The sequence below is a fragment of the Flavobacterium sp. IC2-16 genome (assembly GCF_055521455.1).
Window position 1 is genome coordinate 1,176,379 of the sequence record NZ_CM145480.1, and the last position, 23,804, is coordinate 1,200,182.

The 23,804-nt window shown below is 38.1% G+C and carries 24 protein-coding genes; 17 read left to right on the forward strand and 7 right to left on the reverse strand.

What is annotated here, in order from left to right; translation table 11 throughout:
* Nucleotides 1–3 precede the first annotated feature (3 nt).
* From ACZ1JT_RS05300 to ACZ1JT_RS05315, 4 genes are all read left to right on the forward strand, one after another.
* Nucleotides 4–825, forward strand: a complete 822-nt coding sequence (locus ACZ1JT_RS05300) for a hypothetical protein (protein ID WP_465095119.1) — start codon at nucleotides 4–6, stop codon at nucleotides 823–825.
* Nucleotides 826–1,159: 334 nt separating this feature from the next.
* Nucleotides 1,160–1,906 (forward strand): hypothetical protein, encoded by a 747-nt coding sequence (locus tag ACZ1JT_RS05305; RefSeq protein ID WP_465095120.1) that lies wholly within the window; start codon nucleotides 1,160–1,162, stop codon nucleotides 1,904–1,906.
* A 12-nt stretch (nucleotides 1,907–1,918) separates the two neighbouring features.
* Nucleotides 1,919–2,680, forward strand: a complete 762-nt coding sequence (locus tag ACZ1JT_RS05310) for a hypothetical protein (protein ID WP_465095121.1) — start codon at nucleotides 1,919–1,921, stop codon at nucleotides 2,678–2,680.
* A gap of 12 nt (nucleotides 2,681–2,692) precedes the next feature.
* The gene (locus tag ACZ1JT_RS05315; RefSeq protein ID WP_465095122.1) at nucleotides 2,693–3,514 is read left to right on the forward strand and encodes a hypothetical protein; all 822 of its coding nucleotides are present in this window, start codon (nucleotides 2,693–2,695) and stop codon (nucleotides 3,512–3,514) included.
* A gap of 37 nt (nucleotides 3,515–3,551) precedes the next feature.
* Here ACZ1JT_RS05315 and ACZ1JT_RS05320 read toward each other — a convergent pair whose 3' ends face one another.
* Nucleotides 3,552–4,418 (reverse strand): helix-turn-helix domain-containing protein, encoded by an 867-nt coding sequence (locus ACZ1JT_RS05320; RefSeq protein ID WP_465095123.1) that lies wholly within the window; start codon nucleotides 4,416–4,418, stop codon nucleotides 3,552–3,554.
* Nucleotides 4,419–4,648: 230 nt separating this feature from the next.
* On the opposite strand from ACZ1JT_RS05320, the gene hemA reads away from it, so the two are divergent.
* The 13 genes from hemA to ACZ1JT_RS05385 all read left to right on the forward strand — a co-directional run bounded on the left by hemA (nucleotide 4,649) and on the right by ACZ1JT_RS05385 (nucleotide 17,262).
* Complete coding sequence (gene hemA / locus ACZ1JT_RS05325; RefSeq protein ID WP_465095124.1) at nucleotides 4,649–5,908, forward strand: glutamyl-tRNA reductase; 1,260 nt, start codon at nucleotides 4,649–4,651, stop codon at nucleotides 5,906–5,908.
* Nucleotides 5,901–6,824 carry a hydroxymethylbilane synthase gene (gene hemC, locus ACZ1JT_RS05330; RefSeq protein ID WP_465095125.1) on the forward strand — a complete coding sequence of 308 codons (924 nt, stop codon included), beginning with the start codon at nucleotides 5,901–5,903 and terminating at the stop codon, nucleotides 6,822–6,824. Before hemA ends, hemC begins: the two co-directional genes overlap by 8 nt.
* Nucleotides 6,824–7,492 carry a uroporphyrinogen-III synthase gene (locus tag ACZ1JT_RS05335; protein ID WP_465095126.1) on the forward strand — a complete coding sequence of 223 codons (669 nt, stop codon included), beginning with the start codon at nucleotides 6,824–6,826 and terminating at the stop codon, nucleotides 7,490–7,492. The genes hemC and ACZ1JT_RS05335 overlap by 1 nt, the downstream gene beginning before the upstream one ends.
* A gap of 17 nt (nucleotides 7,493–7,509) precedes the next feature.
* Complete coding sequence (gene hemE / locus ACZ1JT_RS05340) at nucleotides 7,510–8,535, forward strand: uroporphyrinogen decarboxylase (protein WP_465095127.1); 1,026 nt, start codon at nucleotides 7,510–7,512, stop codon at nucleotides 8,533–8,535.
* Nucleotides 8,536–8,576: 41 nt separating this feature from the next.
* Entirely contained in the window at nucleotides 8,577–9,491 is a 915-nt protein-coding gene (gene hemF / locus ACZ1JT_RS05345) for an oxygen-dependent coproporphyrinogen oxidase (protein WP_465095128.1), read from the forward strand.
* A 25-nt stretch (nucleotides 9,492–9,516) separates the two neighbouring features.
* Nucleotides 9,517–9,891 carry a four helix bundle protein gene (locus ACZ1JT_RS05350; RefSeq protein WP_465095129.1) on the forward strand — a complete coding sequence of 125 codons (375 nt, stop codon included), beginning with the start codon at nucleotides 9,517–9,519 and terminating at the stop codon, nucleotides 9,889–9,891.
* A gap of 19 nt (nucleotides 9,892–9,910) precedes the next feature.
* Nucleotides 9,911–10,909 (forward strand): porphobilinogen synthase, encoded by a 999-nt coding sequence (gene hemB / locus ACZ1JT_RS05355; RefSeq protein WP_465095130.1) that lies wholly within the window; start codon nucleotides 9,911–9,913, stop codon nucleotides 10,907–10,909.
* A complete protein-coding gene (locus ACZ1JT_RS05360) occupies nucleotides 10,909–11,295 on the forward strand; it encodes a c-type cytochrome (RefSeq protein WP_465095131.1) in 387 nt (128 codons plus the stop codon). The genes hemB and ACZ1JT_RS05360 overlap by 1 nt, the downstream gene beginning before the upstream one ends.
* A 59-nt stretch (nucleotides 11,296–11,354) precedes the next feature.
* The gene (locus tag ACZ1JT_RS05365; protein WP_465095132.1) at nucleotides 11,355–11,825 is read left to right on the forward strand and encodes a methylated-DNA--[protein]-cysteine S-methyltransferase; all 471 of its coding nucleotides are present in this window, start codon (nucleotides 11,355–11,357) and stop codon (nucleotides 11,823–11,825) included.
* A gap of 178 nt (nucleotides 11,826–12,003) precedes the next feature.
* Nucleotides 12,004–13,161 carry a serine hydrolase domain-containing protein gene (locus ACZ1JT_RS05370; protein WP_465095133.1) on the forward strand — a complete coding sequence of 386 codons (1,158 nt, stop codon included), beginning with the start codon at nucleotides 12,004–12,006 and terminating at the stop codon, nucleotides 13,159–13,161.
* Between the two features lie 60 nt (nucleotides 13,162–13,221).
* Nucleotides 13,222–13,935, forward strand: a complete 714-nt coding sequence (locus tag ACZ1JT_RS05375) for a 3'-5' exonuclease (protein WP_465095134.1) — start codon at nucleotides 13,222–13,224, stop codon at nucleotides 13,933–13,935.
* A gap of 57 nt (nucleotides 13,936–13,992) precedes the next feature.
* A complete protein-coding gene (locus ACZ1JT_RS05380) occupies nucleotides 13,993–15,432 on the forward strand; it encodes a nucleoside recognition domain-containing protein (RefSeq protein WP_465095135.1) in 1,440 nt (479 codons plus the stop codon).
* Between the two features lie 228 nt (nucleotides 15,433–15,660).
* Nucleotides 15,661–17,262, forward strand: coding sequence for a fumarate hydratase (locus ACZ1JT_RS05385; RefSeq protein ID WP_465095136.1), 1,602 nt, complete (start codon nucleotides 15,661–15,663; stop codon nucleotides 17,260–17,262).
* Nucleotides 17,263–17,398: 136 nt separating this feature from the next.
* Here the strand turns inward: ACZ1JT_RS05385 and ACZ1JT_RS05390 are convergent, their stop codons facing one another.
* The 6 genes from ACZ1JT_RS05390 to ACZ1JT_RS05415 are packed head-to-tail and all read right to left on the reverse strand — an operon-like array spanning nucleotide 17,399 to nucleotide 23,803.
* Nucleotides 17,399–17,851, reverse strand: a complete 453-nt coding sequence (locus tag ACZ1JT_RS05390) for a hypothetical protein (RefSeq protein WP_465095137.1) — start codon at nucleotides 17,849–17,851, stop codon at nucleotides 17,399–17,401.
* Nucleotides 17,852–17,861: 10 nt separating this feature from the next.
* Nucleotides 17,862–19,028, reverse strand: a complete 1,167-nt coding sequence (locus ACZ1JT_RS05395; protein WP_465095138.1) for a class I SAM-dependent rRNA methyltransferase — start codon at nucleotides 19,026–19,028, stop codon at nucleotides 17,862–17,864.
* 20 nt (nucleotides 19,029–19,048) lie between these two features.
* Nucleotides 19,049–20,068, reverse strand: a complete 1,020-nt coding sequence (locus tag ACZ1JT_RS05400; RefSeq protein WP_465095139.1) for a polysaccharide pyruvyl transferase family protein — start codon at nucleotides 20,066–20,068, stop codon at nucleotides 19,049–19,051.
* Nucleotides 20,069–20,078: 10 nt separating this feature from the next.
* Nucleotides 20,079–20,738 (reverse strand): 3-oxoacid CoA-transferase subunit B, encoded by a 660-nt coding sequence (locus ACZ1JT_RS05405; RefSeq protein WP_465095140.1) that lies wholly within the window; start codon nucleotides 20,736–20,738, stop codon nucleotides 20,079–20,081.
* Between the two features lie 2 nt (nucleotides 20,739–20,740).
* A complete protein-coding gene (locus ACZ1JT_RS05410; protein ID WP_465095141.1) occupies nucleotides 20,741–21,442 on the reverse strand; it encodes a CoA transferase subunit A in 702 nt (233 codons plus the stop codon).
* A 60-nt stretch (nucleotides 21,443–21,502) separates the two neighbouring features.
* Nucleotides 21,503–23,803: a penicillin-binding protein 1A gene (locus tag ACZ1JT_RS05415; RefSeq protein ID WP_465095142.1), complete on the reverse strand. Its 2,301-nt coding sequence runs from the start codon at nucleotides 23,801–23,803 to the stop codon at nucleotides 21,503–21,505.
* Between the last annotated feature and the right edge of the window lies 1 nt (nucleotide 23,804).

Genomic DNA, 23,804 nt, shown 5'->3' on the forward strand with positions numbered 1-23,804 from the left:
ATTATGAAAAACACTTATACATTATTATCATTGGTTTTTGCGTTGGCTTCATTTGCCCAAGTAGGAATTAACAATAGTAATCCTCAGGAAAAACTACATGTTTCGGGATCAAATTCAACCATTCGTGTTGAAGGACTAAATGCCGCCAACAATGCATTAAATTTAGGCGCTAACGAAAATACGCGAGTGTATGCCAATACCAATGGAGATTTGGTTTTAAGCAACGTTCCTACCACTATAGACATTTTGTTTAATCCAGCCAATTATTTAGCAGATCCATTAGTTACTGGTGGAGCACAAAGTAACCAAATCAACCAAACCGGTGTGGGTTCTGGTTATTCAGAAGCAGGTTGGCCTAGACAATCGGGTGCTGGATTATCAACTTTTACTTTAACACGTCCCGCAATTGTAGAAATCAATTACGCCATTTCATACAAAATATACAAATCTGGAATTCCAATTGACGATTACCATGCCCGTACTGCACAATTCTACACCTATTTAAGAGTAGGTGGGCCTACAGGAGCAATTGTTACAACCGATTACGATGGAGCGCCTGTTGACTTTGCAGGTAATCCTGGAGCTTTAGGCTATAGCGGTAATTTTTACACTAATGGTAATTCTGCTGGAGCAGGCGGAGGAGAAGCTTTTAACAAATGCTTCTATGCTACCGGACACGACTATATAAAACTACCCGCCGGAACTTATTGTCCTATGTTTGCCGGAATATTATTCGTAGCCAATACAGCTGGAACTGGAGCTGTTAAAATGCAAATTGGTAACGGTGACGACGAAGTTTTAATTGTAGCACACTATTACAATTAACATTAGCTAGACATTTTTAACGCAAATAAAAAAAGGCGCTAACCTTCAATTAAAGGTTAGCGCCTTTTTTTGCATAGAAATATAACAAAACTGGCCTTTTCTTAAATCCATAACATGAAATCACCCTTTTGTTATATTTAATGATTTTGTATTGTATTATTAATAATGTTTTACTATCTTTATTATTATCATTACAACAAATACCATTAATTCTTGTGTACTTGATAAAGATTTTAATTTTTTTTTGAATTTTACGCAACCAATTTGATTACAATGCATCTATATTAAAAAAGACCTCCAAAACCCAAATTACTAACCCAAAAACCCGAAGATTATGAAAAAGACCTACCTTCTAGCTTCGTTATTCCTTAGTCAATTTGCAATCGCTCAAATTAGTGCTGTTGGAATTGGGACCACAAATCCGCAACAAAAATTACATTTAGCTAACACTGTTGGCACAATGCGTGTAGAAAGTCTTGACAAAGACAACAATCTATACAATGGCGGAAATCTTGCTCCTACAGGAACCTATCCTTTATATGTAGACAGCAATGGTGTTTTAACACTTAAACTTGAAACTTTAATGAACAGTGACGGTAGTGATGCTTTTGACAGCGTTACTATTCCTTCTTCTTCTGTAACGTTACCATCATCAGATGTGGACGGTAAAGAAGATACCACTTTTCAAACCTATACTATAACTGTAGCCCGTGCAAGTATTCTTGAAGTAAAATATAGTGTAAGTTTTGATGTTTATGCAAATGCAACTTTGGCAAAATTTAGAGATGCAGCTGCAAGAAGAATCACTACTTACTATACTTTAGATGGTGGAACACGTAGATATGGTCAAGCATCAAAATGCTACATGAACAACAATCTATCTAATCCTGCTCCTTATACTGCTACAGATGTACTTGCTGCTGGCGGAATTGCATACAACAATGCAACTACCTATGTACAGTTATCTCCAGGTACTCACACTATTCAATTTAAAGCGGAAGTATCATCAAACCTTCCTGCTCAGGCTACCTATGTAAAATTAGCCATCGATACTGATTCAATTTTCATGAGATTATACTAAACCCAAACTGCTATGAAAAAAACATTACTAATCTATATGTTAATCCCTATAAGTATGTCTGCTCAGGTAGGGATTGGTACGGCAAATCCACAAGCTGATTTGCATGTTGCCGGCAATACATCAACAGTACGTATTGAAAGTTTGAGTTCAACCAATTACCCAACATATAATGATGGTGTAAAACCTGCTCCTGCTTTTGTAACTGCAAACGGAGATGTTACTATAGATCCTTCACACATTAACGGAACCGGACCTGGTGGAAGTGTAGCGCCGATTAATTTCTTGACTACAATTCCAAATTTTATTCCAGACGGCCCTTTAAACAGAGGAATCATTGTAAATAATACAGATACCGAAACCACTAAAAACAGCCTAATTACAGTTGTTCCATTTACATCGCCAACCGCTGCTCTTATCGAAGTAAAATACAGTCTAACTACCCTGTTATCAAGTACAGACTTAAATGTAGCACTAACCTATTTTAGTGATATCTCGACAAGAGCAATAAAATACTATTACTGTATAGACATTAATAATGATGGTTTAGATGCAACAGAACTTAGTAAAAAATACGGTTTAAATGGATTTTACTACTCTTCTCACACACAAGGAATCTTAGGATATGCATACAGTAGTGGCCATGGATATTCAAACATTCCTCCAGGAAATCATTCATTACATTTCTTTGTAGATATATATGATGGTGATACAAAATACACCAGCGTAGGTATTGGAGGGAGCGCAGACCAATTAAAAATTAGAATTTACAATTAAAATCCCATAGCCATGAAAAGAAATATACTTATCTCAGCATTAGTGTTGGCCCCAGTTTTTATGAATGCGCAAGTGGGAATTAACACAACTAATCCGCAACAAGGAGTTCATGTTGGCGGAGCTACATCTACAGTTAAAATTGACGGATTAAGCTATCCTACAAACCCTAATAACTTAGGACCAGGTAGTACTACAAGAGTATTAGTGGATACAAATGGTGATTTGGTTTTAGGAACAGCACAAAATAATATTGAAATTCTATTTGATTCAGAAAATTATTTAGATGATAATAGTAATCCAAGTGTTAACCAAATAACACAACACGGGTATGGTGACGGATTCACTTATGCAGGTATACCAAGAGATATTCCAAACTCAACATTTACATTAACTCGTCCTGCTATTGTAGAAATCAACTATTCTGTATCGTGGTATATCGAAAAAAACGGTAGTAACCGTGTAGGTGACGGAAATGCAAGGGTAGTACAAACCTTATTGTATTTTAGACAAAACAATTATCTTGGACCAGTAGTTACCACAGATTTAGACGGTAACCTTATTGGTGGTGCCTTCGAAATTGACAATGGTTCTTCTACTTTAGGTGGTGGACTTGGTATTACAGGACAATTTTACAACAACAAACACTCTTTAAAAGGAGAATATACTGGATTCCACAATACAGGAACAGATTATGTAAAACTTCCACCTGGGACTTATTGCCCAATGTTTTCTGGCCAGCTTGCTGTTGCAGACGGTAGTAGCTCGGGAGCTATGAAAATGTATATTGGAACCGATAAAGATGAAGTTCAAATTATAGCCCATTATTTCTATTAATAGACTTATAAAAAAAACGACCAAATGGTCGTTTTTTTTATAAGGTTTTCTCTAGTAAATACTTTTTGGGTGTTGTGCCAAATTTCTTCTTAAATGCCGCTATAAAGTGACTTGCCGTACTATATCCAATCTTTAAACCCACTTCGTTTACATTATACGAACCAGAATCTAAAAGTCGGCGGGCATATTCCATCTTATAATCAAACAAAAAACCGTACACTGTATCGCCATAAATTTGTTTGAAACCCATTTTAAGTTTTTTCAGGTTCAAACCAACCTGATCTGACAGTTCTTGCAACCCCGGAGGCTCCGCCATATTTTCAATAATAATTTCTTTTGCTTTTTTGAGCTTTAAAACATTTTCTTCATCAATTAAAAAAGGGCATTGTTCTGCAGTAGGATCTTCATTTCTGTTAAAAAACAAACTCAACAATTCATAACCTTTTCCTTTATAATACATGTTTTTAATCGATGGATTCAAAGAATAATGAAACATTTGGTTGAGTACAATAGCCATCGATGGACTAATGTTTTCTTCACCATAGTATTTTTTATCCTTATTTTCTTCGCTCAAAAAAGGAATATGTTCCGCCTGTTCTGAAAATAACCCATGAAACTTTTTAATTGATACCAAAACCGTAATTACCCACGATTTTGGTGCAATTTCCATTTGCAGCGGTAATTCTTTCTGCGGATTATAAAATAACAAGGATTTTTCTTCCTTTAATTCTAAAGTATAATTACCCTGATTAAAAACAAACATAGCGTTCCCTTTCAGTCCAAAATGAAACTGAATCAAACTACTATTTACCTGACGTTCAAAACGAATGGTTTCATCCGAATCATTCTGAAAACGTAACAGTATAAAATCATCTTCAATTTTTATCTCTTCTGTAGAACCCATAGCGGTATTTTTTCGTATATATATTTAAATCAATAATGAGAATTTATTTAGAATCACTCTAAATAAAAACAATCTTAAGGCTTGATTTTAATACAAATTTAAAAGAAATAACGCTTAAAAGTCGAATTCACTCAAAAATATCTCTGAGCGACACAAAAAGAACTTCCAGCGTTATTTTTATAAAATTGCAGATAGTACTTTTGTTGAACTTTACGGATAAAGTGAAAAGAATGGAAAATAACACGATATCAAAGCCTGCTTCATTCTATGTTGTTGGATTGAGCTATAAGAAAGCAGATGCCGAGATTAGAGGTAAATTTAGCCTTGATCCTGAGGCTAAAACAAACTTGTTGCAACAAGCCAAAGATAGCGATATTGATAGTTTACTGGTAACTTCAACTTGTAACCGAACGGAAATTTATGGTTTTGCCCAACATCCGTTCCAACTAATTAAATTACTTTGCGACAATTCACAAGGCACAGTAGAAGATTTTCAACAAGTTGCCTACGTACATAAAAATTCCGAAGCCATCAATCACATGTTTCGCGTGGGAACTGGTTTGGATAGTCAAATTTTAGGCGATTTCGAAATTATCAGTCAAATCAAAAACAGTTTTGTAGAAAGCAAAAAAGTCGATTTGGCCAACAATTATATGGAACGCCTCACCAATGCTGTAATTCAGGCTAGCAAACGCATCAAAAACGAAACAGAAATTTCCTCAGGAGCCACTTCGGTTTCTTTTGCTGCGGTGCAGTTCATCATGCGCAACGTAGAAGATATTTCTAATAAAAACATTTTGCTTTTCGGAACGGGTAAAATCGGTCGAAATACTTGTGAAAATTTAGTAAAACACACCAAAAACGATCACATTACCTTAATCAACCGCACCAAAGACAAAGCGGAAAAAGTGGCTGGCAAATTCAACCTGATTGTAAAAGATTATGCCGATTTGCAACTGGAAATCCAAAAAGCCGATGTACTAGTGGTGGCTACAGGAGCACAAAACCCAACTATTGACAAAGCCATTTTGAATCTAAAAAAGCCTTTGTTGATTTTGGACTTGTCCATTCCGAAAAACGTTAACGAAAACGTGCAGGAATTAGAAGGCGTTACTTTGGTTCACATGGATCATTTATCGCAAATGACCGATGAAACACTGGAAAATCGCAAAAAACACATTCCGGCAGCCGAAGCGATTATCGAAGAAATTAAAGATGAATTCATCGGTTGGACCAAAGCCCGAAAATTTGCACCCACCATTCATGCTTTAAAAGAAAAACTAAATACAATTAAAGATAAAGAGCTGACTGCACAACGCAAAAAAGTCAGCAATTTCGATGAAGAACAAGCTGAAATCATCAGCAACCGCATCATCCAAAAAATAACCAACCATTTTGCCAATCATCTGAAAGACGACAACACCATGGTAGACGAAAGCATCCAATGGATCGAGAAAATCTTTCAGATAGAAACCGTAAAAAATGACTAAAAAAATACGCATCGGAACCCGTGATAGCGAATTAGCACTTTGGCAGGCGCACACGGTTCAGCACCAATTACAACAACTTGGCTATTCGACTGAAATCGTAGCGGTAAAATCTACTGGCGACATTATTTTAGACAAGCCTTTATACGAATTAGGAGTCACAGGCATCTTTACCAAAACTTTGGATGTTGCCATGATTTCAGGGCAGATTGATATTGCCGTTCACTCCATGAAAGATGTACCGACAGCTTTACCACAAGGAATTGTTCAGGCAGCAGTCTTGGAAAGAGCCAACGTATTGGATATTTTAGTTCACAAAGGCAATCTGGATTTCCTAACTACTGAGGGAACCATTGCTACCGGAAGTTTACGCCGTCAGGCACAATGGCTGAACAAATACCCCAATCATACTGTTGTGGATTTACGCGGAAACGTAAACACCCGCATGCAGAAATTGCACGACAACGACTGGAACGGAGCTGTTTTCGCCGCTGCCGGCTTAGAGCGCATCAACCGAAAACCGAAAACGTACATCGACCTGGATTGGATGATTCCCGCACCGGCACAAGGCGCCATGATGGTGGTTGCCATGGAAAATGACGAATTCGCTTTAGACGCTTTATCCCAACTGAATCATATCGAAACTGAAATCTGCACGTATATCGAGCGTCAGTTTTTAAGAACACTTGAAGGTGGCTGTACCGCTCCTATTGGTGCTTTAGTTAAATATGATGAAGAAAATGACACGTTGGATTTTCACGGCGTATTATTCTCTATTGATGGGCAACAAAAATTAGAAATCAAACGCACTTTTGATATCTCGGAATGGAAAAAATTAGGTTTCAACTGTGCCAAGGAAATATTGGATAACGGCGGTTCGGAATTAATGGCCGACATTAAAGCAAAACTGAAAAAATAATGAGTGACGCAATTCGCATCGTATCCACAAAAAAATTATTGAGCAATCAGAAGCAATACCTTTTGAATGCCGGATTTTCTGTTGTGGAAGCGGATTTCATCACTACCAAACCCACCGCGTTTGAACTGAAAAACATCAATGACGCGCTGATTTTCAGCAGCCAGAATGGTGTGGAAAGCATTTTACAGCATCCAAAAGTTCAAGAACTGAAGTCCAAAGACGTGTTCTGCGTGGGCTTAAAAACCAAAGCCTTTCTGGAAGCCAGCGGTTTTAATGTAATTGCTTATACTGGATATGCTGAAGATTTGGCTGAAATTATCAGCTTAGTGTACCCAAACAACAAGTACACCTTCTTCAGCGGAAACCTGCGTCGCGATACGTTGCCGGAAATGCTTACAGCAGCCGGAGTGGTTTTTAATGAAATCACCGTCTACGAAACGGTATTGACGCCTCAAAAAATCAACACTAAACCGGATGGCATTTTATTTTTCAGTCCGTCAGGAGTTGAAAGTTATCTGAAAGAAAATAAAATCACCCAGGAAATTGCCTTTTGCATCGGAAACACCACCGCAGAAGCCGCAACCATCCAAGGGATAAAAAATATCGTAATCGCGAATCAACCCACCATTGAGAACACGATTATTCAATGTATAAACGAATTTAAATAGCTAAAAGCTAAAAAGACATGTTAAAGAACGACCTATTTCTAAGAGCTTTAAAAGGAGAAACCGTAGAACGTCCCCCGGTATGGATGATGCGTCAGGCGGGAAGATATTTACCGGAATTCCGTGCGTTACGCGACAAATACGATTTCTTCACTCGATGTGAAACCCCAGAATTGGCGGCGGAAATCACCGTACAACCAATTCGTATCGTAAAACCGGATGCTGCCATTTTGTTCTCGGACATTTTAGTAGTGCCAAGAGCGATGGGTATTCACGTGGAACTGAAAGATAATCTAGGGCCAATCATTCCAGATCCAATCCGTTCGATGGAACAGGTGGAAAAAGTCTTCATCCCAAATATTGAAGAAAGTTTAGGTTACGTGATGGATGCCATCAAACTGACCAAAGAAATGCTGAACGACGAAGTGCCGTTGATCGGATTTGCCGGTTCGCCTTGGACCATCTTCTGCTATGCCGTGGAAGGAAAAGGATCTAAAAGTTTCGATACGGCAAAAGGATTCTGTTTTTCGAATCCGGTAGCCGCACATACGTTACTTCAGAAAATTACCGATACCACTATCTTATATTTAAAGGAGAAAGTAAAAGCGGGAGTGAATGCCGTTCAGATTTTCGATTCTTGGGGCGGTATGTTATCACCAACCGATTATCAGGAATTCTCTTGGAAATACATCAATCAGATTGTTGAAGCTTTAGCGGAAGAAACTGAAGTAATCGTATTTGGAAAAGGATGTTGGTTTGCTCTGAACGAAATGTCGAAATCAAAAGCATCGGCATTGGGTGTGGATTGGACCTGTTCACCAAGAAATGCCCGTTATTTAACAGGTGGAAACATCACCCTTCAAGGTAATTTCGATCCTTCACGATTATTGTCGCCAATCCCGACCATCAAAAAAATGGTGCACGAAATGATCGACGAATTCGGAAAAGACAAATACATCGCGAATTTAGGTCACGGAATTTTACCAAATATTCCGGTTGATCACGCTAAAGCGTTTGTAGACGCAGTGAAAGAATATAAAAAATAAGCTGACAGCCGTTAGCTGTTAGCTATTTATTAGCTAAAAGAATGAAAGAACAATTTTATTCATACATACAAACCCTCCAGGACCAAATCTGTAAAGGTTTGGAAGATCTGGATGGCTCAGCTAAATTCCGTCAGGATTTATGGGAGCGTCCCGAAGGTGGTGGAGGAAGAACCCGCGTGATTGAAAACGGAAATGTTTTTGAAAAAGGCGGCGTAAATATTTCAGCCGTGCATGGGAAATTACCCGACACCATGCAAAAAATGTTTGGCGTAGGCGAAGCCGATTTCTTTGCCTGCGGACTGAGTTTGGTGATTCATCCGAAAAACCCGATGGTCCCAACCGTACATGCCAACTGGCGCTATTTTGAAATGTACGATGAAAATGGAAACATCATCAACCAGTGGTTTGGCGGTGGCCAGGATCTAACACCTTATTACTTGTTTGAAGAAGATGCGAAACATTTTCACCAAACCTGCAAAACCGCTTGCGACAAACACAACCCGGAGTTTTATCCGTTGTATAAAAAGAAGTGTGACGAGTATTTCTGGAATGCACACCGCAACGAAGCGCGTGGTTTAGGCGGTCTATTCTTTGATTACCTGAAAGAAACGGAAGCTATGAAAATGCAAGATTGGTACAACTTTGTAACCGAGGTTGGCAATAGCTTCTTATCGGCTTACTTACCGATTGTAGAACGCAGAAAAGATTTGCCTTACACGGAAGAAAACAGAACGTGGCAGGAAATCCGTCGCGGCCGTTATGTGGAATTCAATTTGGTTCACGACAAAGGCACCTTATTCGGATTGAAAACCAACGGAAGAATCGAATCCATCCTGATGAGTTTACCACCCCATGTGCAATGGGTGTACGACCATCATCCGGAAGCAGGAAGCGAAGAAGAAAAATTGATTAAAGTATTAGCCAATCCTGTTAACTGGTTAGCTAACAGCATTTAGCTTTTAGCAATTGGCAAATCAAAAAATGAGAGATTATAAAAAATATACCGTTTGGCAAAAATCACATGAACTGGTATTAGAAATCTATAAAGTTACAAGTCAGTATCCTAAAGAAGAAATTTATGGATTGACAAGTCAAATGAGAAGATCATCTTCATCAATTCCAACAAATATTGTTGAAGGTTGCGGTAGAAATACCGATAAAGATTTTTGTCGATTTCTATATTTTGCTTTTGGTTCAGCTAATGAATTGGAGTACCAAATCATTTTAAGTAAAGACTTAAATTTTTTGGAATCGGAGACAGCTGTAAATTTGATTTCGAAAATTGAAGAAATAAAAAAGATGTTAAATAAATTAATTTCAATACTGGAAGCCGAAAAGCTAATTGCTAAAAGCTAACAGCCTAAAGCCTAAAATTATGTTCCCATTACACAGAGGCAGAAGATTACGCGTTAACGAAAGCATTAGAAGTTTAGTACGCGAAACCAGTTTAAGTCCGGCGGATTTTATGTTCCCGATGTTCATCGCCGAAGGCGAAAACTACAACGTGGAAATTCCTTCGATGCCGGGTATCTTTCGTCGTTCGATTGATTTAACGGTGGAAGAAGTGAAAGAATTATTCGCTTTGGGCATTCGTGCGATAAATATTTATGTGAAAGTCAACGACGATTTAAAAGACAATACCGGTAAAGAAGCTTGGAACCCGAACGGATTAATGCAAAAGGCAATTAAAGCAATCAAAACGGCTTGCCCGGAAATGATTGTCATGCCGGATGTCGCTTTGGACCCGTACTCGATGTACGGTCACGACGGAATCATCAAAGATGGTGATATTGCCAATGATGAAACCGTGGACGCTTTGGTTAAAATGGCCGTTTCCCATGCACAGGCGGGCGCCGATTTCGTTGCACCAAGCGACATGATGGATGGTCGTGTATTGCGTTTGCGTGAAGGTTTAGATGCAGCTGGTTTCCACAATGTGGGCATCATGAGTTATTCCGCGAAATATGCTTCTGCTTTTTACGGACCGTTTCGTGATGCTTTGGATTCTGCTCCGAAAGAAGCTGATATTGAAGTACCAAAAGACAAAAAAACGTACCAGATGGATTACGCTAATCGTATCGAAGCTGTTAAAGAAGCATTGATGGATGTGGAAGAAGGTGCCGATATGGTCATGGTAAAACCAGGTATTGCGTATTTAGACATTGTTCGTGAAGTGAAAAACGCGGTAAATGTTCCGGTAACCGTCTTTCATGTATCAGGAGAATATGCGATGATTAAAGCCGCGTCGGAAAGAGGCTGGCTGGATCACGACAAAATTATGATGGAACAATTAATGTGTATTAAAAGAGCAGGTGCAAGTTTAATCTCCACCTATTTCGCCAAAGAAGCGGCTATTTTATTGAACAAGAAATAATGAAGAAGAGTGTTTTGATGCTTGCTGCACTTACGCTGACAGCCTGCAAAAAAGAAGAAACAGAAAAGGCAGCTTTGTATCCGGAAGCTAAAAAATCTCCCGAAGAAACAGCTCTTACTTTAGGAAAAGAAGTTTTCGATGGAAAAGGCATGTGCTATTCCTGTCACAAACCCAATCAGAAAGTTATTGGTCCGAGTGTGGCGGATATCGCTAAAATCTATAAGGAGAAAGGTGCCAAGATTACCGATTTCCTAACTGAAAAAAGCGGCCCGATTGTCGATCCGACTCAGTACAGTGTGATGAAAACCAATTTTGCTATCACCAAAAACCTACCGGAAGAAGAACTGAAAGCCTTAGAAACGTATATGTTGAGTTTTTCAAAATAAAACAAAATCAAAGCCATTATCAAATGGCTTTTTTTATTTAAAATAGTTACTTTTATGAAATGCAAACTGTCTTCATAAATACTCCGTTAGGTACCGCCAAAATAAAAGGTGATGAAAAGGGCATTTCAATGATTTCTATTCTTCAGGAAGGTGAAATATCGAAAACCATTCCTTTAGAATTAAAAGACGCAGTAAAACAGTTGCAAGAATATTTTGAAGGCAAACGCACTACTTTTAATTTTCCGTTAAACCCAAAAGGTACCGATTTTCAGCAAAAAGTTTGGAAAGCCCTTTTAGAAATTCCGTTTGGCAAAACTACTTCATACATGGATTTATCCAAAAAATTAGGTGATGTGAAAGCGATTCGCGCTGTAGCTTCTGCCAACGGTAAAAATCCGCTTTGGATTGTTGTGCCATGCCATCGTGTAATTGGTTCTGATGGTTCGCTTACCGGTTATGCTGGAGGCTTATGGCGAAAACAATGGTTGTTGGATCATGAAAATCCAAACAAACAACAAACCCTTTTTTAAAAACAAAAATTCGAAAAAGTGCTATGAATTCTTACTTAGCCCCGATAGGAGCAACTACCGTGTAGTGCGGATAGCGGGAAAATGGCTCCAAAAAAATCCTAAACCTTTTGCTTTAAAAAACAAAACATAATCTGGATTTGCGTAAATTCGTGGAAATGGTCGTTTTAAATCTCAAACTATGAAATTTCTAAAAAGCTTTTTAAAGTGGTTTACTATTATAATAGTATCTATCATTATTCTAATGTATATTTTTGATGTAGACTATTTATTGCGCGCCGTTCGAACTATTTATTTTAGAGGTTACACTACGGCATTTTTAGACGATTACACCCATTTCCCAAATCGTGAAATTAAAAAAGGAGTGGCACAACCTTGGGCGATTGCCAAAGATTACAACTCGGTTCCCGCTACTGAAGAATTAAACAAAACCCATAAAGAACTACAAACTGTTGCTTATCTCATCATCAAAAATGACAGCATCTGGCACGAAAGCTATTTTGATGGCTATGGAAAAGATTCTAAATCGAATTCGTTTTCTATGGCAAAAAGTGTGGTGTCGGCCGCGTTGGGTAAAGCAATTATGGAAGGTAAAATTAAAAGCCTAGATCAGAAAGTAGCTGATTTTTTTCCAGAATTAAAGGGAAAATATGCTAAGGAAGTTACCCTTGGTGATTTATCGTCCATGGCTTCGGGATTGAGTTGGGACGAGAAATACTACAGTCCGTTTTCCATAGTAACCCGCGCCTATTTTGATGACGATTTAAAGAAAGTAATTTTAGGTTTAGATGTATCTGAAAAACCAGGACAATCTTTCAAATATCTAAGTGGTGCGACACAATTATTGGCAATGTGTATCGAAAAAGCAACGGGTGAATACTTATCCGATTACGTATCCAAAAACTTCTGGCAACCAATGGGTGCTGAAAACGATGCACTTTGGCAATTGGATCATGCCCCAGACGGTATTGAAAAAGCGTATTGTTGTATTGCCAGCAATGCCCGTGACTTTGCGCGTTTTGGAAAATTGTACCGCGATTTCGGAAAATGGAACGGCAAACAACTTTTAGACAGCGCGTTTGTAGCCAAATCCATAACGCCACGATTTGCTGATAGTCCGCAATACGGATACGGTTGGTGGATGCACACAATTAACAATAAAAAATTATTTTACATGCGTGGTCACTTAGGACAATTTGTAATCGTGGTCCCGGAAGACAATGTTATTATTGTTCGTTTGGGTCACTTGAAAGGTGTTCAAACCGAAACCGACCCACACAGCAATGACTTGTATGTATACTTTAACGAAGCCTACAAAATGTTGGAAAAACGAAAATAAAATCTTTTATTTGTAATATTTTTCACATAAAATGATTAATTATTTACACGCCAAACAATCATGATTGAAAAAATTTCATTAGACAATATCTTGTTTTTGGATATTGAAACTGTGCCAGAAATAGAACATTTTAATGCTTTAGACGACACCAAAAAAGAGTTGTTCGCTACCAAAACCCAATACCAACGCAAAGACGATTATACCCCAGAAGAGTTCTACGAACGCGCAGGTATTTGGGCTGAATTTGGGAAAATTATTTGCATTTCGGTTGGTTATTTTACGTTGAAAAGCGATATCCGCCATTTTCGGGTGACTTCCTTTTTTGGGGAGGAACCTAAAATTCTGAAAGACTTTTCCAATTTACTAAACAATCACTTTTCGCAACCACAACATTTGTTATGCGGTCATAATGCGAAGGAATTTGACTTCCCTTTTATCGCCAGAAGAATGCTTATTCACGGCATTCAAATTCCGCAAAAACTAAACTTATTCGGCAAAAAACCATGGGATGTACCGCATCTGGACACGATGGAACTATGGAAATTTGGTGATTATAAAACCTTTACTTCTTTAAAATTACTCACCAATGTATTAGGCATACCATCACCTAAAGACGACATCGACGGAAGCGAAGTTGGTAAAGTGTATTACATTGATAAAGACATCGACCGCATTATCACCTATTGCGAAAAAGACGTAATTGCTGTAGCTCAAGTTTTCTTAAAAATGCGCCGAGAAGATTTATTAATTGATGAAGAAATCATACACGTGTAAATACAACTTCATTGTGTGCTTTCATTGAATTACTTACATTTACGAAAAATATAAAGTATGGTTTTAAGCAGATTCTGGCTCGTAATTTTTATTTCATCTATTGCCTTTGTGGTTATCGGTTTATTTTCCGGCAACAGCTATTCGATTGATAATGTATTGAACGGCAAAAAAGACGAACCAATTCTGATTAGTGAAAAATACCTGCAAGACACACCTGCTTTCATTAAAGACAGTATTGAAAAAGCGTCGGATAACACAATCGTTATCAATAAGATTACAACCAATCCGGATACTACTTACGTTTACAAAAACAAAACAGTAAAAATATTTAGTGGTGTGCAAAAATCTGATGGCTTACTGCCAACATGTAAGAGCACCTTGATTGATCTAATTCTTCCGCTTATCGCCTATCTGGCTTTTTTCTGTGGCTTAATGGAGTTGTTAATTATTTCGGGCGCTTCCGGAAAATTAGCTAAAGTATTAAGTCCGGTATTTGTAAAAGTGTTTCCGAGTATTCCTCAAAACCATCCTTCGATTTCGTATATGACGTTAAACTTCGCGGCCAATTTTCTAGGATTGGATTCTGCAGCCACGCCATTCGGATTAAAAGCCATGGAGAGTTTACAGGAAATCAATCCGGATAAAGACAAAGCCAGTGACGCCCAAATTATGTTCATGTGTTTGCATGCGTCGGGATTGACGTTAATTGCCACTTCCATCATTGGATATCGAGCGGCTGCGGGCGCTAGCAATCCGGCCGATGTAATGTTACCCTGTATCATCACTTCATTTATTGGCACGATTGCCGCTTTTCTTATTGTTGGCGCAAAACAAAAAATTAATTTCAAAAGCGCTTCTTTGGTGGCATCATTAATGGCCTTAATCGCCGGTATAATTGGTTTGCTGATGTATGTAAACCATTTGGATTTAATCGGTAAAAACTATTTTACCTCCAATCTTTCCGCGTTGATACTAGTCGGAATAATCGTTTTCACTTTAATTTTTTCCTTCTTAAAGGAAAAGAAATTCACGGAGGCAGACACGACAGTATTTGAAGCTTTTGTAACGGGTGCCAATAACGGACTAAAAACCGGGGTTACTATTTTTCCTTATGTTTTGGGAATGTTGGTTGCCATTTCTTTATTCCGGAACAGCGGCTTGTTTGAAATCATCAGCAATTGGATTGCTTTTATTTTTTCTAACATGGGCGTAAGCAAAGAAATTACCGATGCTTTACCAGTGGCCATGCTACGACCATTTAGTTCTGCAGGATCACGAGGCTTTTTAATTGATTCGATGAATACTTTTGGCGCCGATTCCTTAACCGGACGTTTGAGCAGTATTTTCCAATGCAGTGCCGAAAGTACTTTTTATGTGATTGCGGTATATTTTGGTTCCGTAAACATTAAAAACACGCGTTACGCTTTAGGAACCATGCTTTTAGTGGATGTGATTTGTGTAATTACCGCTATTTTAGTGGCGAGCATGTTTTTTTAAACATTTTTTTTACTCTAACAAACTATATTAAAACATGGAAACCTTAATAGAAAATTTTTCGATAGGCCTTTTTCTTTGGCAATTTTTCCTATTTATCGTTTTGATAACATTCTGCTATATTGTTTTTAAAATGATTCTAAAAATTTTGCGCAAGAGAACCTAAGCCTTTCAAAATCATTTTTCATTCCCTCAATATTCCTTATATTTACGCTCCTTAAATTACAATCAATGGACTTTCTATACCAAGACCCGTATCCGATTTTAAAAGACGATACGCAATACCGAAAAATTACTTCCGATTACGTTACAGTAGAACAATTAGGTGACCGTGAAATTCTAACTGTGGATCCTAAAGGGTTGGAATTGTTAGCGGAAGAAGCCATGAGTGATGTATCGTTCATGTTGCGTTCTTCGCATTTACAAAAACTGAAAAACATTATCGACGATCCCGAAGCTACCGACAACGACCGTTTCGTAGCTTACAATTTATTACAAAATGCCGTAGTCGCTGTAGAAGGTCAATTACCGTCATGTCAAGATACCGGAACGGCAATCGTAATGGCTAAAAAAGGGGAAAATGTGTACACCGGAGCCGATGACAGCGAATGGTTGTCGAAAGGGATTTTCAACACCTACCAAAAAAGAAATTTACGTTATTCACAGATTGTTCCGATTTCGATGTTCGAGGAGAAAAACTCAGGATCGAACCTTCCGGCGCAAATCGATATTTATGCTAAAAAAGGCACTTCGTATGAGTTCTTGTTTTTAGCTAAAGGTGGCGGTTCTGCCAACAAGACCTTCTTATACCAAAAAACTAAATCGTTGTTAAACGAAAAGTCTTTGGATGAATTCGTTCGCGAGCGCATCATGGACTTGGGTACTTCGGCTTGTCCTCCGTACCACTTAGCCATTGTAATTGGCGGCACTTCTGCGGAAGCGAATCTAGCTGCGGTGAAAAAAGCCTCTGCTGGGTATTACGACAATTTACCGACTTCCGGAAACATGGCAGGTCAGGCTTTCCGTGATTTGGAGTGGGAAAAACGCGTACAGCAAATTTGCCAGGAAAGTCACATCGGTGCGCAATTTGGCGGGAAATATTTAACGCATGATGTTCGTGTGATTCGTTTGCCGCGTCACGCTGCTTCTTGTCCGGTGGGTATGGGTGTTTCGTGTTCTGCCGATAGAAACATCAAAGGAAAAATTACCAGAGACGGGATTTTCGTAGAACAATTGGAAGTGAATCCAAAACAGTTTTTACCGGAAACCGCTCCACATCTAGAAGCACCAGTGGAAATCGATTTGAACCGTCCAATGGCAGAAGTGTTGACGGAATTATCTAAATACCCAATCAAAACTCGTTTGAAATTAAACGGAACTTTGATTGTAGCGCGTGATATCGCTCATGCAAAAATCAAAGAATTGCTGGATGCCGGAAAACCAATGCCGGAATACTTTAAAAACCACCCGATTTACTATGCGGGTCCTGCGAAAACTCCAGAAGGCATGCCATCAGGAAGCTTCGGACCAACCACTGCCGGCCGTATGGACGTGTATGTGGATGAATTCCAGAAAAACGGCGGAAGTATGATTATGTTAGCAAAAGGAAACCGCTCGAAAGACGTAACCAATGCGTGTAACAAATACGGTGGCTTCTATTTGGGATCGATTGGAGGTCCTGCCGCGATTTTAGCCAAAGAAAACATCCTTTCGGTAGAAGTGGTGGATTTCGAAGAATTAGGCATGGAAGCCGTTCGTAAAATCACGATTAAAGATTTCCCGGCGTTCATCATTACCGATGATAAAGGGAATGACTTTTTTGAAAACCTTTAATTCAGTTACAGTTTTCAGTTTTGAAAACCATTATAAAAACAAACCCCGAAAATATTTTTCGGGGTTTTCTGTATGTTGTGCTTATGAACTAATTCATTATTCCATACACAATACCAATCTATAATTTTATCTGAATTTATATGGTTACCTTAGTTGTAAGCAAACCTTCAAAAATACTTATTCCTTTGTCTGTTTTTGTTTTAAACTGAATTCCAAGAACGAGTAGAAAACCAATCATAATAGGGATAAGTAAAAGGGATTGGGCAATATGCATTTTAAAATAAACATAGGCTAAAACCCCAATATCCATTACCAATACCAGCAACATTATACTTTTAAAAAGAGGATTGAGCTTAAAAACCAATTCCACTTCATAATTAGAAACACGAACATGAATATCAGGCCGAAACTGGTTTCTTGGACCATAGTCGTATAATGGCTTCAGGGTAAATTTTCCAGAAGACTCGATTCTTCCTTCAAAGGGTAAATCAGAACTATCCTTTTTGTACAAATCAGTATAATTCTCAATTATTGCCAATACCTCATCTTTGGTATAAGCTGTTTTTACAGTGTGTCTTTTTGAAAACATCGGCATATTTTTATTCCACATACAACACCAAACCTTTCAGGTAATGTCCTTCCGGATGGTAAATATTTGTAGGGTGGTCTGGTCCTTGAGATAATTTATGCAGTACACGGATATTTCTTCCTGTTTCTATCGCCGCTGCGGCAATCGTATTGTAAAACAACACATCGTCAATGACCTGAGAACACGAAAACGTAAACAAAATTCCTTTGGGGGCTAAGGCTTTCAATCCGGCTATATTTAAACGTTTGTAAGCTTGCGTTGCCGTGTGTTTGCTCTTGATACTTTTGGCAAAGGCCGGCGGATCCAGCACAATCAAATCGTATTGTTGGTTGTGTTCTTTCATAAAATTGAACACGTCTGAGGCTACGGCTTCATGATTACAATCATCGAAATTCAGTTCCATGTTTCTTTCTGCCAGCGCTACAGCTTTCTCAGAGATATCTACCGAAGTTACCAATTCAGCGCCAGCACTCATTGCATAAATCGAAAACCCTCCTGTGTAACAAAACGTGTTCAATACACGTTTCCCATGCGCATACTGCGCCAACAATTTTCGGTTATCTCTCTGATCTAGAAAGAAACCTGTTTTCTGACCTTCCACCCAGTTTACAGCGAACAAAATATTATTTTCTTTCGCAACGGTTTCGGGTTTATCCCCATATAAAAAGAAATCCTTTCCAGTATTGGGCAACGTTCCCGAACTCTTGCAATAAATGGTTTCACAATATTCAGCAAAATGGGTTTTAATTGCTTCGGCAATTTGTTCCATCTGAAGGTAAATTCCAGAAGAATGCGCCTGCAACACCCAGTTTTTGTCGTAATAATCGATAATTAGTCCTGGAATTCCGTCGCCTTCTCCGTGAATTACACGAAAAGCATTGGTCACTTCCAACTGCAACAATTTCAAACGCAATTCCCAAGCGGATTGCAATTTATCTGCCCAGAAATTAGCATCGAATTGTTCTTTACCGAAAGTTAAAACACGTACCACAATACTGCCACGATCACTAAAATACCCAGTAGCCAAATGTTTGTTTTGGGAATCGACCACGTCGACCATTTCCCCATCGTTCAACTCCTGACTCACGCCATACACTGCACCACTAAATACCCATGGATGACGACGTTGCACGGATTTTTCTTTTCCCTGCTTTAAAATTACTTTCGGATAACTCATACTATTCAGAATTCAAGAAATTACATTCTTTCTTGAACTATTTTTTCTAGATTTTCTTTAATTGGAATAAAGTCTTTTTTATTTTCAAAATTCACTTTCCATCCAAATTTCTCACCAGATTTCAATAAATCGGTGGTTAATTTCCCTTTATGATTTTGCACCACATGGAAATATTCTTTAATTCCGTTTAAACGACAATCGCTTACATCGTTATCGTCTGGAATATCAATATATAGCGTTGGAGTACCCATAGAAACACTTGGCAAAGCACAGTGAATACGAGAAGTTACTACATAATTAGCTTTTGCATATTTACGTAATAGGTCTTCTCCAAAAGCAAAAATTTCATCTTCGCTTTTAAATTGTTTCGCAGGAATAAAATGCTTAACATATTCAGCATTCATCAGTACCTCATCAGTAAAAATTTGAGAATATGATTTGTAAAACTGAACTGTTTTATACCAGCTCTTCCAATTGTTTTCTTTTTTAAAACGCTTACGAATAGTATTAATCGTGTTGAATTTGGCTAATGCCAACAATATCGTTTCAAACTTAGCAGCAAACCCTTTATGTTTTTTATAACGTGGGTCTACAAAATATACTTTGTCTGAATTCTCATTAGAACTATACGTATTCCCAAGTGTTAAGGTTAAACATCCTGTATAATAAGCGTCAATTCCATGTTTTTTCATGAAATCTAATGTGAAATAATCACGACAACCTACCGGTTCATTGGCTTTATAAAAAGCGATAACCTCTGGATTGTTGTCAAACTTATTTTGAACAGTAACGTTTAAGTGATGCGAAACAATAATCGGTTTAATTTTTGGAGAAGGTGGAAAGTTTTCAGGTTTCATCAAAAACCATCCATTAAAAATCAATTTAAGATCTTCACCATCATAACTGTCTAAATGTTCTCTATCAACATAAACAAAATTGTTTTTGTCTTTTAAAAATTGTTTCGCAGCGATACTTTGCACATAGTCCCCTATGTTCAAACGTCCGTCTGTGAACTCTATTGTCATTAAACCTTCTCTCATATAGTATTATTTAGTCTATTATCATTTCTGGGATTTCTCCTTCTATTTGTAATGAAGCTTCGGTAGCGTGAATAATGTCTTCTACAGAAACACCCGGAGCGCGTTCTAAAAGTTTGAATCCATTTGGTGTTACTTCCAAAACAGCCAATTCGGTTACTACTTTCTTCACACAGCCTACACCTGTTAGTGGAAGCGTACATTTTTTAAGAATTTTAGATTCTCCAGCTTTGTTAACGTGCATCATGGCAACGATGATATTTTCTGCAGAAGCCACCAAGTCCATAGCACCACCCATTCCTTTTACCATCTTTCCAGGGATTTTCCAGTTGGCAATGTCGCCATTTTCGGAAACTTCCATGGCGCCTAAAATAGTCAAATCGACTTTTTGGGCACGAATCATTCCAAAACTGAAAGACGAATCAAAGAAACTCGCTCCCGGTAAAGTAGTAATTGTTTGTTTTCCGGCATTGATAATATCGGCATCTTCTTCCCCCTCAAAAGGAAAGGGTCCCATTCCCAATACCCCATTTTCACTCTGAAATTCTACTGAAATATCTTCACGCACAAAATTAGCCACCAAGGTTGGAATTCCAATTCCTAAGTTTACGTAATACCCATTTTTAACTTCTTTTGCAATACGCTTTGCAATCTGATTTTTATCTAAAGCCATGATTAACTTCTTTGTCTTACGGTTCGTTGCTCAATTCGTTTCTCAAACTTTTCACCTTGGAAAATACGATTTACCATAATTCCAGGAATGTGGATTTGGTTCGGATCTAAAGTTCCGGCAGGCACCAATTCCTCCACCTCAGCAATAGTAATTTTTCCCGCTCCTGCCATTGGCGCGTTAAAATTTCTAGCAGTTCCTTTGAAAATAAGGTTACCCGCTTCATCGCCTTTCCATGCTTTTACGATGGAAAAATCTGCTTTGTAAGCCAATTCCATAATATGCATTTTTCCGTTAAACTCACGCACTTCTTTACCTTCGGCCACTTCAGTTCCGTAACCGGCAGGTGTAAAAAAGGCTGGAATACCGGCTTGAGCAGCGCGGCATTTTTCGGCCAAAGTTCCTTGTGGCGTTAATTCTACTTCCAATTCACCACTCAACATTTGGCGTTCGAATTCTGCATTTTCTCCTACATAAGAAGAAATCATTTTTTTAATTTGTTTTTTTTGTAGCAATAAGCCTAAACCGAAATCATCTACACCTGCATTGTTGGAAATGCAAGTTAAATTGGTTACTTCCTTACGAACTAATTCGGCGATGCTGTTTTCTGGAATTCCGCAAAGTCCAAAACCACCTAACATGATGGTCATACCGTCCTGAATTCCTTCTAACGCTTCTTGTACGTTGTTTACTTTTCGGGTAATCATTGTTTTAGTTTGTGTTTGTTATAATTAGAAAGTCGTCATGAATTATGACGACTTTTGTTTTTAAAAATCAAACTCTTCCGTAGTAGGCTCTTCTACTTTGGTTGAATCATTCTCTATTTTTTTCGGTTTCCAGCAATCTACTTTAATAGAAAGATTGTCTGGTCTTTCAAATGGTTTTTGTGAAACGTTTAATGTTTTGTCGGCATAACATTTTTTCATAAACAATCCCCAAATTGGTAATGCCATAGTTGCACCTTGTCCCATTTGAGTGCTTTTAAAATGTGCGGATCGGTCTTCATTCCCTACCCAAATTCCCGCAGAAAGATTAGGCACCATTCCAATAAACCATCCGTCGGAATTATTTTGAGATGTACCCGTTTTACCTGCAATAGGATTTACAAAAGCATACGGTAAACCGGTCACACGTTTGTACGTTGGCCCACCAGAACCGTAACGCAAACGCGCTCCAGTACCTGACTCGGTAACTCCTTCCATTAATTTCACCACCGCATATGCAACATCTTTACTTAATACATCTTTGGAAACTGGTATCTGTTCGTATAAAACCACTCCGTTTTTATCTTCAATTTTTGTAATTAATTGAGGTTTCATATACACCCCTTGATTTGCGAAAGTGCTAAACGCGGCAACCATATCGCTAACTGTGATTTCTACTGCTCCTAAAGCAATAGCCGGTTGTTTTGGAATTTTGGAAGAAACCCCTAATTTTTCAGTCATATCAACAACAGCATCGGGTCCAACTTTATCCATCAACTTTGCGGAAACCGTGTTGATGGAATTCGCCAAAGCTTGTTTTAAGGTTACCATTCCTCTGTATTTTCCATTGGAATTTTTAGGCGTCCAGTCTGCATCTATACCATAACGCCCTCTGGGCATGGTAAATGGGGAATCTATAATTGAATCGCAAGGAGACATTTTTAATTGCTCAATAGCCGTTGCGTACAAAAACGGCTTGAAGGTTGAACCTACTTGACGTGCACCTTGACCTACGTGATCGTATTGGAAATGTTTATAATTGATCCCTCCCACCCATGCTTTAACATAACCGGTTTGTGGCTCCATGGCCATCATACCCGTTTGTAAAAAATGCTTGTAATATAAAATTGAATCATGAGGTGTCATAATCGTATCACGCTCACCTTTCCAAGTAAACACTTTCATTTTAGATTTAACCCCAAACGATTTTACAATTTGATCTTCTTCGAAACCTTTCTCTTTCATGATTCTCCAACGTTCGGAGTTTTTCATGGATCTAGCAATAATCTTTTTAGTTTCATCGGTAGTGATATCTAAAAATGGAGCATTGGTGTTTTTTTTCTGTTCGATGAAAAATTCTTCTTGTAAATTTGACAAATGTTCAGTTACCGCTTCTTCAGCATATAACTGCATACGGGAATCGATTGTAGTATAAATTTTTAATCCGTCACGATAAATATCGTATTCACCATCTCCGTCTTTTTTCGGATTGTCTTTCACCCATTTCTTCATGAAATCGCGAAGGTATTCTCTAAAATATGTTGCTGTCCCTTCAACATGACTTTCGGGGGTATATTTTAAAACCAAAGGCATTTTTTGAAAGTATTCTTTCTTTTCTTTAGAAAGAAAACCGTTTTTCTCCATTTGGTGTAACACAACATTTCTTCTTTCCTGAACTTTTTCAAGACGTCTTCTCGGATTGTATAACGAAGGGTTTTTAAGCATTCCCACAAACATGGCAGCTTCGTCAACCGTTAAATCTTTTGGTTCTTTATTGAAATAAATTTTAGCCGCCGATCGAATTCCAACAGCATTGTTTACATAATCGACTGTGTTGAAATAGTGGGCAATAATTTCTTGTTTGGTATACTGACGCTCTAATTTAGTAGCTATAATCCATTCTTTGGCTTTTTGAATAATACGGAATGGCAGGAATTTTGAACCTTCCCCGTGAAAAAGGTTTTTAGCTAACTGTTGTGTAATGGTACTTGCTCCTCCACTACTACCTAGGCTCATAGCCGCACGCAATGTGCCTCGAGTATCAATCCCTGAGTGATCGTAAAAACGCTCATCTTCAGTAGCAATTAAAGCTTTAACCAAATGATCTGGAAGATCGGCATATTTAACTGGAGTTCTGTTTTCTAAATAAAATTTACCGATGGTTACCCCATCGGAAGAAATAATTTCGGTAGCAACATTTGAATTTGGATTTTCCAATTCGTCAAAAGAAGGCATGGAACCAAAAAGTCCCCAAGATGCAAAAAGGAAAAACAAGATTACACCTCCGAAACAGTATAAAAACACCTTCCAGAATTTTTTTACATACGGAGCAAAATTCTCCTTTTTATTATTGATTTGAGCCATT

Excerpts from the sequence above, each read along its gene's own strand:
- ACZ1JT_RS05400 (WP_465095139.1), bottom strand. The coding sequence starts at position 20,068 with ATGAGAGAAGGTTTAATGACAATAGAGTTCACAGACGGACGTTTGAAC.
- ACZ1JT_RS05390 (WP_465095137.1), bottom strand. The coding sequence starts at position 17,851 with ATGTTTTCAAAAAGACACACTGTAAAAACAGCTTATACCAAAGATGAG.
- ACZ1JT_RS05380 (WP_465095135.1), top strand. The coding sequence starts at position 13,993 with ATGGTTTTAAGCAGATTCTGGCTCGTAATTTTTATTTCATCTATTGCC.
- ACZ1JT_RS05385 (WP_465095136.1), top strand. The coding sequence starts at position 15,661 with ATGGACTTTCTATACCAAGACCCGTATCCGATTTTAAAAGACGATACG.
- ACZ1JT_RS05395 (WP_465095138.1), bottom strand. The coding sequence starts at position 19,028 with ATGAGTTATCCGAAAGTAATTTTAAAGCAGGGAAAAGAAAAATCCGTG.
- ACZ1JT_RS05310 (WP_465095121.1), top strand. The coding sequence starts at position 1,919 with ATGAAAAAAACATTACTAATCTATATGTTAATCCCTATAAGTATGTCT.
- ACZ1JT_RS05415 (WP_465095142.1), bottom strand. The coding sequence starts at position 23,803 with ATGGCTCAAATCAATAATAAAAAGGAGAATTTTGCTCCGTATGTAAAA.
- ACZ1JT_RS05365 (WP_465095132.1), top strand. The coding sequence starts at position 11,355 with ATGCAAACTGTCTTCATAAATACTCCGTTAGGTACCGCCAAAATAAAA.
- ACZ1JT_RS05370 (WP_465095133.1), top strand. The coding sequence starts at position 12,004 with ATGAAATTTCTAAAAAGCTTTTTAAAGTGGTTTACTATTATAATAGTA.
- ACZ1JT_RS05405 (WP_465095140.1), bottom strand. The coding sequence starts at position 20,738 with ATGGCTTTAGATAAAAATCAGATTGCAAAGCGTATTGCAAAAGAAGTT.
- hemC (WP_465095125.1), top strand. The coding sequence starts at position 5,901 with ATGACTAAAAAAATACGCATCGGAACCCGTGATAGCGAATTAGCACTT.
- ACZ1JT_RS05375 (WP_465095134.1), top strand. The coding sequence starts at position 13,222 with ATGATTGAAAAAATTTCATTAGACAATATCTTGTTTTTGGATATTGAA.
- hemF (WP_465095128.1), top strand. The coding sequence starts at position 8,577 with ATGAAAGAACAATTTTATTCATACATACAAACCCTCCAGGACCAAATC.
- ACZ1JT_RS05360 (WP_465095131.1), top strand. The coding sequence starts at position 10,909 with ATGAAGAAGAGTGTTTTGATGCTTGCTGCACTTACGCTGACAGCCTGC.
- hemE (WP_465095127.1), top strand. The coding sequence starts at position 7,510 with ATGTTAAAGAACGACCTATTTCTAAGAGCTTTAAAAGGAGAAACCGTA.
- ACZ1JT_RS05315 (WP_465095122.1), top strand. The coding sequence starts at position 2,693 with ATGAAAAGAAATATACTTATCTCAGCATTAGTGTTGGCCCCAGTTTTT.
- ACZ1JT_RS05335 (WP_465095126.1), top strand. The coding sequence starts at position 6,824 with ATGAGTGACGCAATTCGCATCGTATCCACAAAAAAATTATTGAGCAAT.
- hemB (WP_465095130.1), top strand. The coding sequence starts at position 9,911 with ATGTTCCCATTACACAGAGGCAGAAGATTACGCGTTAACGAAAGCATT.
- ACZ1JT_RS05410 (WP_465095141.1), bottom strand. The coding sequence starts at position 21,442 with ATGATTACCCGAAAAGTAAACAACGTACAAGAAGCGTTAGAAGGAATT.
- hemA (WP_465095124.1), top strand. The coding sequence starts at position 4,649 with ATGGAAAATAACACGATATCAAAGCCTGCTTCATTCTATGTTGTTGGA.
- ACZ1JT_RS05350 (WP_465095129.1), top strand. The coding sequence starts at position 9,517 with ATGAGAGATTATAAAAAATATACCGTTTGGCAAAAATCACATGAACTG.
- ACZ1JT_RS05300 (WP_465095119.1), top strand. The coding sequence starts at position 4 with ATGAAAAACACTTATACATTATTATCATTGGTTTTTGCGTTGGCTTCA.
- ACZ1JT_RS05320 (WP_465095123.1), bottom strand. The coding sequence starts at position 4,418 with ATGGGTTCTACAGAAGAGATAAAAATTGAAGATGATTTTATACTGTTA.
- ACZ1JT_RS05305 (WP_465095120.1), top strand. The coding sequence starts at position 1,160 with ATGAAAAAGACCTACCTTCTAGCTTCGTTATTCCTTAGTCAATTTGCA.